The organism is Vibrio sp. 1249-1 (genome assembly GCF_033340495.1).
In genome coordinates, this window is record NZ_JAWOWJ010001166.1 from 1 (window position 1) to 518 (window position 518).

General features: G+C 50.6%; 1 protein-coding gene. It reads left to right on the plus strand.

Annotation, left to right across the window (positions count from 1 at the left end; all coding sequences use genetic code 11):
• Nucleotides 1–518: outer membrane lipoprotein-sorting protein (locus R7Z50_RS31065; RefSeq protein ID WP_318150221.1), on the plus strand; the 518-nt coding region annotated here is incomplete at both ends.

Sequence of the window (518 nt, forward strand, 5' to 3'; positions counted from 1 at the left end):
TTGCGAGTGCTGCTGAACAAGCGTTGGATGCACAACAAGTCGCGCAATTGATTGAAAAAGCCGACAGCTACCGCTTGCAAGATGATTCTTCTAAAGTGGTGTCGCTGGTGCGTTTGTATCAAGACCAAGAGTTGGACAAAACGCGTCTCTACCATGTGTACACGCGGCCAAACCGTGAATCGCTGGTGGTGTTCAAATCGGCGGTCGAAGCGGGGCAGAAGATGCTGATGATGGGCGATAACTACTGGCTGCAAATGCCAAAGAGCCGCCGCCCAATTCGTATTACGCCAATGCAAAAGCTGCTTGGTGAAGCCTCAATTGGTGATATTTCAACGTTGACGTGGAGCCAGGATTACCAAGGCGAGTGGAAAGCGACGGAAACCCTCACGATAAATGGACAGAGCATCGCGGCTTATCGCCTTGCCCTAACGGCCAAAACCAAGGGAGCGAGTTATCAGAAGATCGATTTGTGGTTGTCTGAGCAAGATGCGTTCCCGATCAAAGCGGATCTTTATTTG